The sequence below is a fragment of the Cyanobium sp. BA20m-14 genome (assembly GCF_024346295.1).
Map to the genome: position 1 here is coordinate 1 of NZ_JAGQCR010000208.1, position 5,589 is coordinate 5,589.

At 66.5% G+C, this 5,589-nt stretch carries 8 protein-coding genes, 1 tRNA gene and 1 pseudogene; 5 read left to right on the forward strand and 5 right to left on the reverse strand.

Annotated elements, in window-relative coordinates; all coding sequences use genetic code 11:
• Nucleotides 1-108: 108 nt before the first annotated feature.
• Nucleotides 109-1,179 carry an aspartate carbamoyltransferase catalytic subunit gene (locus KBZ07_RS15365; RefSeq protein WP_254932428.1) on the forward strand — a complete coding sequence of 357 codons (1,071 nt, stop codon included), beginning with the start codon at nt 109-111 and terminating at the stop codon, nt 1,177-1,179.
• Here KBZ07_RS15365 and KBZ07_RS15370 read toward each other — a convergent pair.
• The 4 genes from KBZ07_RS15370 to KBZ07_RS15385 all read right to left on the reverse strand — a co-directional run bounded on the left by KBZ07_RS15370 (nt 1,143) and on the right by KBZ07_RS15385 (nt 2,292).
• A complete protein-coding gene (locus tag KBZ07_RS15370) occupies nt 1,143-1,499 on the reverse strand; it encodes a DUF565 domain-containing protein (RefSeq protein WP_254932429.1) in 357 nt (118 codons plus the stop codon). The two genes, KBZ07_RS15365 and KBZ07_RS15370, sit on opposite strands and share 37 nt — an antisense overlap.
• Nucleotides 1,500-1,784: 285 nt before the next feature.
• Entirely contained in the window at nt 1,785-1,982 is a 198-nt protein-coding gene (locus KBZ07_RS15375; RefSeq protein WP_197147917.1) for a hypothetical protein, read from the reverse strand.
• 42 nt (nt 1,983-2,024) lie between these two features.
• Nucleotides 2,025-2,186 (reverse strand): PCP reductase family protein, encoded by a 162-nt coding sequence (locus tag KBZ07_RS15380; protein WP_254932430.1) that lies wholly within the window; start codon nt 2,184-2,186, stop codon nt 2,025-2,027.
• A 33-nt stretch (nt 2,187-2,219) separates the two neighbouring features.
• A tRNA-Ala gene (locus tag KBZ07_RS15385) sits at nt 2,220-2,292 on the reverse strand.
• 63 nt (nt 2,293-2,355) lie between these two features.
• Between KBZ07_RS15385 and KBZ07_RS15390 the strand changes: the two genes are divergently transcribed.
• A complete protein-coding gene (locus KBZ07_RS15390; protein WP_254932431.1) occupies nt 2,356-2,565 on the forward strand; it encodes a DUF2555 domain-containing protein in 210 nt (69 codons plus the stop codon).
• Complete coding sequence (gene coaBC / locus KBZ07_RS15395; protein WP_254932432.1) at nt 2,555-3,817, forward strand: bifunctional phosphopantothenoylcysteine decarboxylase/phosphopantothenate--cysteine ligase CoaBC; 1,263 nt, start codon at nt 2,555-2,557, stop codon at nt 3,815-3,817. The genes KBZ07_RS15390 and coaBC overlap by 11 nt, the downstream gene beginning before the upstream one ends.
• Here coaBC and KBZ07_RS15400 read toward each other — a convergent pair.
• On the reverse strand, nt 3,798-4,112 hold the full coding sequence (locus tag KBZ07_RS15400; protein ID WP_254932433.1) for a hypothetical protein: 315 nt from the start codon (nt 4,110-4,112) through the stop codon (nt 3,798-3,800). The genes coaBC and KBZ07_RS15400 overlap by 20 nt on opposite strands.
• A gap of 141 nt (nt 4,113-4,253) precedes the next feature.
• Here KBZ07_RS15400 and psbO point away from each other — a divergent pair, with 141 nt between their 5' ends.
• Complete coding sequence (gene psbO / locus KBZ07_RS15405) at nt 4,254-5,066, forward strand: photosystem II manganese-stabilizing polypeptide (RefSeq protein ID WP_254932434.1); 813 nt, start codon at nt 4,254-4,256, stop codon at nt 5,064-5,066.
• Nucleotides 5,067-5,085: 19 nt separating this feature from the next.
• Nucleotides 5,086-5,589: pseudogene (locus KBZ07_RS15410) on the forward strand (sulfate adenylyltransferase); the annotation flags it as partial.

Genomic DNA, 5,589 nt, shown 5'->3' on the forward strand with positions numbered 1-5,589 from the left:
GGATTCAGCCATGGCGAGGCCTTGCCTTGGTAGGGGGATTACCTTAAAAAATAGGGCTGTGGGGTTTGTCGGCTGGGCCTACCCTGACTCCGTGAGCCGCCGCATCCCTTGAGCAGCTGGAGCCACCGTCACGTTCTCGATCTGGCGGCCTTCTCCCTGGACGACTACGCCACCGTGCTCTCCCTGGCCCAGCGCTTTCGCGCCCTGCCGGTGGCCGGTGCCCGCAAGCTGCCGGCCCTGCAGGGGCGGTTGATGACCAGCCTGTTCTTTGAGCCCAGCACCCGCACCCGCAGCAGCTTTGAGCTGGCGGCCCGGCGGCTCTCGGCCGATGTGCAGAGCTTTTCGCCCTCCTCCAGCTCCCTGAGCAAGGGCGAGAGCCTGCTCGACACGGCCCGCACCTACGTGGCCATGGGCGCCAACGTGCTGGTGGTGCGCCATCGCTGCGCCGGGGTGCCCCAGAGCCTGGCGGTCGACCTTGACCGGGCCGGTGAGCGGGTGGCGGTGCTCAATGCCGGCGATGGCCTGCACAGCCACCCCAGCCAGGGGCTACTGGATCTGTTCACCCTGGCGCGCCACTTCGCCCCTGAAGCCCCCACGCCCGCGGCCTTGCGGGGCAAGCGCATCGTGATCGTGGGCGATGTGCTTCACTCCCGCGTCGCCCGCTCTAACCTCTGGGCCCTCACCGCCTGCGGCGCCGAGGTGGTGCTCTGCGGCCCGCCCACCCTGCTGCCGGATGCCTTCGCTGACTTTGTGGCCGCCCCCCCGCCAGGCCAGGCGGCCGATCCGGTGGCGATGCGGGGTCCGGTGCGGGTTGAGCGCAGCCTGGAGGCGGCCCTGGCCGGGGCCGATGCGGTGATGACCCTGCGCCTTCAGCAGGAGCGCATGCATCAGCACCTGCTCACCAGCCTGGATAGCTATCACCGGCGCTTCGGCATCACCGCTGAGCGCCTCACCCTCTGCGGCCGCCCCGTGCCCGTTCTCCACCCGGGGCCGGTCAACAGAGGCGTGGAACTGGCCGGGGCGGTGCTGGATGATCCCCAGGTGGCCCTAGTGGAAGAGCAGGTGCGCAACGGCATCCCGATTCGCATGGCCCTGCTCTATCTGCTGGCGGCAGCCGAGCCGCTGGTATCAAGTGGACCTGATCAGAGCAGCTTGAAGCCGTCTAGCATCAGGCCGTAGAGCAGCCCGATGCGGGCCATGTCGATCAGCTGCAAGACCAGGTCGTCACCCCTGCGCCGGATCAGGGGCCCGCGGGCGCGAATGGCCAGTTCGATGGCGACCACACAGATCAGGGCCCCAAGGGGATCCAGCTGGGAGAAGGCTCCGGTGATTGATCCCACCACGCCCCCGATGCTGAAGCTCACCAGCAACACGATCAGCAGCAGCGAAATCCGCCGCCAGGGATTGGCCGCCCAGCGCTCCAAGCCCGCCCTGGCCTGGGCCACCCGTTCCTGGAAGCGGGTTTGCTGGTAGGGCCGCTCGGGGGGTCTGGCGATCACGGCTGAACCGGCATCAGCGGAGACCTCAGGGAAAGAGGGTGGCAGGGAAGCGAACGGTGGTGATCCCCATCACCCGGCCCGAGCCCTGCCACACCATATCTACACCATTTCTGGCGCTTGGGTAGCCTCTTGCCACCACAGATAGGGGAATCCAATAAAAAAGCCCGTGGCCGAGGCCCGGGCTGGGTGATGGGGACCCCAGAACCAAAGCGGTTGGATCGGGGCTGTTCAATGGGCAGCAGACGTTTGTCAGAGCGTCCCCTGGGGGCCTTGACGACCAGAACCTCAGCTGTCGCCGTCTTTTTTGCGGGAGGCCTTGCCTTCCAGCAACTCCAGCAGAGCTTCCATCTGGGCCATGACGCCCCGCACTTCGCCGGCCTCAGGTAGCAGGCCGTCATCCATCACTCCCTGGTGCATCTCGCGGAGTTCCTGGCGGATGTACCGCAGGTGGCTGACCACCTGTTCGCGCTTCGACTGCGACATCTATGGCCGTTGACTAATCAACCCTTTTAACCCATCGCCTGCTCATGTCTGTCCAAATTGAGCTTTGGCCTGCTCGTAAAAGGGCCCATCCACCTCGCCAATCCCCGCTTCCCGGGCCATTGCTTCGATTCGCCGTCGCACGGCCGGCCGCACGAAAAATGGCACCTCCTTGAGCAGGGCCTCGGCGTCAGGTTGCCAGTTCATGCTGCCTGCTCAAAGCGGGGTTGGCGATAAAAGTGGAGAATAGGGGACTCGAACCCCTGACCTCTGCGGTGCGATCGCAGCGCTCTACCAGCTGAGCTAAATCCCCTAATTCGGGCTCCTCGGAGCTTTCCTTGGCCATTATCTCCGACATCTCCGCCACTTCCTTGCCATGAGCGCGTCGATCACCCCGGAGCGGCTCGCCGCCTTTGATGAAGCCTCAGTCGCCGAGCTGGCTCGCCGCCTCGAGGAAGACGACTATCCCAGCGCCTTCGACGGCTTGGACGACTGGCACCTGATGCGTGCGCTGGCCATTCACAAGCCTGAATTGGCACGCCCCTACGTGCATCTGGTGGATCAGGAACCCTTTGATGAAGACTGAGCCAGACCCAACTGACCCCCTGGCGGGTCGCCGCATTTTGGTGGCCATCAGCGGCAGCATCGCCGCGGTCAAGATGCCCTTGGTGGTCAGCGCCCTGGTGCAGCGCGGTGCCCAGGTGCGCTGCCTGCTCACCCCGTCGGCGGCCCAGCTGGTAAGCCCGGTGGCCCTGGCCTGCCTCAGCCGCAATCCCTGCCTGCTCGACGGCGACCAGTGGAGCCACCAGGCATCCCGCCCCCTCCATGTGGAGCTGGCCGAGTGGGCGGAGCTGGTATTGGTGGCGCCCTTGAGTGCCACCAGCCTGGGTCGCTGGGTGCACGGGCTCGCCGACACCCTGCTGGCCAGCACCCTGTTGGCCTGCGAAGCGCCGGTGCTGGCGGCGGCAGCGATGAACACGGCGATGTGGGCGGCTCCGGCCGTGCGCCGCAACTGGGAGTTGCTGGAAAGTTTTGAGCGGGTGTTGCCCCTGGGCCCGGCGCCGGGGCTGTTGGCCTGTGACCGCCAGGGGGATGGCCGCATGGCCGAGCCGCTGCAGTTGCTGCTGGCCCTGGAATGCCTGCAGCTCTGGGGCTGGCGGCGCGATTGGTCTGGCCTGCGGCTGCTGGTGACGGCCGGTCCCACCCGCGAACCCCTTGACCCGGCACGCTGTATCACCAATCCCAGCAGCGGCCGCATGGGGGTGTTGTTGGCCCAGGCGGCGCGGCTCCGGGGGGCAGAGGTGACCCTGGTGCATGGCCCCCTGGCCCTAGACCCCCAGCTCCTCGCTGGCCTCTGCTGCGAGCCCGTGCAGACGGCGGCCGAGATGGAGCAGGCCCTGCTGCGGCTCCAACCCGGCTTCGATGCCATCGCCATGACGGCGGCCGTGGCCGACCACCGCCGCCAGCAGCCGCTCGACATCAAACTCAGCAAGCACGACCTGGCGGCCGAGCTCAGCACGGGTTGGCAGGCCGTGCCGGATCTGTTGGCGGGCCTGGTGGCGAGAAGGCCCGCTGGCCAGAGGATCCTGGGCTTTGCGGCCCAGTCGGGTGACGTGCTGCCCGCCGCCCGGGCCAAGTGGGCCCGCAAGGGTTGCGACCTGCTGTTTGCCAATCCGATCGATCAGGCCGGAGCCGGCTTCGCCGTGGATACCAACCAGGGCTGGCTGCTCGGTGGCGCAGGCGGTGGGACCGGCGGTGGCGCAGAGGGTGAGCAGCAGCTCCTGAGCGCATCCAAGCTGGCGATTGCCCAGCAGTTGCTCACAGCACTGCGGCCGTAGTAGCCGGGGGGGGCGCCTGCTGGGCCTGCAGCTGATCCAGATAGCTGCGCAGTTGGGGGCGGGGGATGTAGGGCCAGCCGCCGCTGCGCTCCATGCTCTCCAGCAGCCTGAAGAGCTGGCTGCGGTCGCTGGGCAGGCTGCTGCGGAAGGCCCCGTCCTGAACGGAGCGATGCAGCTGCTCCAGTTGGCGCAGCAGCGCGAGCAGGGATTCGGGTTGGCCCTCCAGTTCCCCAGCCAGCTCGAGCTGGCCGAGCTGGCTGGTGAGTCGCTGCTGCTGGCTGGTCGTCAGGCCCATCAGATGTGTCTATCCACGCTCGCGAGGCTCGCTCGCATACAGGTTGTTGAGAGCCGCGACATCGTACGGGGAATCAGGGTTTTGCACCGGTAGGATCCGCCCCAGCCCAGTCCCCAACCGCCGTATCTGCGGCGTTCTCCCATGCGTTTTCGTCCTCTGCTGGCCCTCGTGCTGGCGCTGTGCCTGACCCTGGTGACCGCCTGCAGCGGTGGGGCCAAGGCCGTGGATCGCGCCAACCTCACCTACGACGACATCCACAACACCGGCCTGGCCAACGACTGCCCGACCCTGCCGGATTCGGCCCGCGGTTCAATCACCCTCGACCCCTCCGCGAAATATCAGCTCCGCGAGATCTGCATGCACCCAGCAGAGGTGTATGTGAAGGGCGAGCCCGCCAACAAGCGCCAGGAGGCCCAGTTTGTCGCTGGCAAGATCCTCACCCGCTTCACCTCGAGCCTCGATCAGGTTTATGGCGATCTGACCGTGGGCGCCGACGGCCTCACCTTCAAGGAGCTGGGCGGCATCGATTTCCAGCCGATCACCGTGCTCCTGCCTGGTGGTGAGGAGGTGCCCTTCACCTTCTCCAGCAAGGAGCTGGTGGCCAGTGCCGACGGCACCGCCCTCACCACCAGCACCGATTTCGAAGGTCCCTATCGGGCTCCCAGCTACCGCACCAGCAACTTTCTTGACCCCAAGGGCCGCGGTCTCACCACCGGCTACAGCAGTGCGATGGGCCTGGTGCCTGCCGGTGATGAATTCACCGGTGAAACCGTCAAGCGCTATGTGGATGGTTCCGGCACCATGAACCTCTCGATCACCAAGGTTGATCCAACCACCGGCGAATTTGCCGGCGTGTTCACCGCCATCCAGCCCTCCGACTCCGACATGGGTACCAAGGCGGTGGTGGACGTCAAGATCGTCGGCCAGCTCTTCGGCCGCCTCGAGCAGGCCTGAGTGATAACGAGACCATCTCATGACCGCTGTTGATTCCACTATTAGTTCCACTATCAATGCCACAACGCCAGTTCCCGCCAGCTCTGCGGGCCTGATTGCCCCCCACGGGGGGGTGCTGGTGAACCTGATGGTGGCTGCCGGGCAGCGGGAGCCCATCAAGTTGGGGATCAGCCGCAGTGTCGAGTGCAGCGATCGCAACGCCTGCGATGTGGAGCTGCTCGTGGTGGGCGGTTTCTCGCCCCTGCGTGGCTTCATGCACCAGGAGGATTACGACGCCGTGGTGGCGACCCACCGCACCACCAGTGGCCTGCTGTTTGGCCTGCCGATTGTCTTTGACACCGACGACGGCTCGATTGGCGTCGGCGACAGGCTGCTGCTCACCTATCGCGGCCAGGAGCTGGCGGTGCTGACGGTGGAGAGCCGCTGGGAGCCGGACAAGGCGCGCGAGGCCCAGGGTTGCTACGGCACCACCTCGCTCGAGCATCCGGCGGTGAAAATGATTGCCAGCGAACGGGGGCGCTAT

Excerpts from the sequence above, each read along its gene's own strand:
- KBZ07_RS15380 (WP_254932430.1), bottom strand. The coding sequence starts at position 2,186 with ATGAACTGGCAACCTGACGCCGAGGCCCTGCTCAAGGAGGTGCCATTT.
- psbO (WP_254932434.1), top strand. The coding sequence starts at position 4,254 with ATGCGTTTTCGTCCTCTGCTGGCCCTCGTGCTGGCGCTGTGCCTGACC.
- KBZ07_RS15390 (WP_254932431.1), top strand. The coding sequence starts at position 2,356 with ATGAGCGCGTCGATCACCCCGGAGCGGCTCGCCGCCTTTGATGAAGCC.
- KBZ07_RS15400 (WP_254932433.1), bottom strand. The coding sequence starts at position 4,112 with ATGGGCCTGACGACCAGCCAGCAGCAGCGACTCACCAGCCAGCTCGGC.
- coaBC (WP_254932432.1), top strand. The coding sequence starts at position 2,555 with ATGAAGACTGAGCCAGACCCAACTGACCCCCTGGCGGGTCGCCGCATT.
- KBZ07_RS15375 (WP_197147917.1), bottom strand. The coding sequence starts at position 1,982 with ATGTCGCAGTCGAAGCGCGAACAGGTGGTCAGCCACCTGCGGTACATC.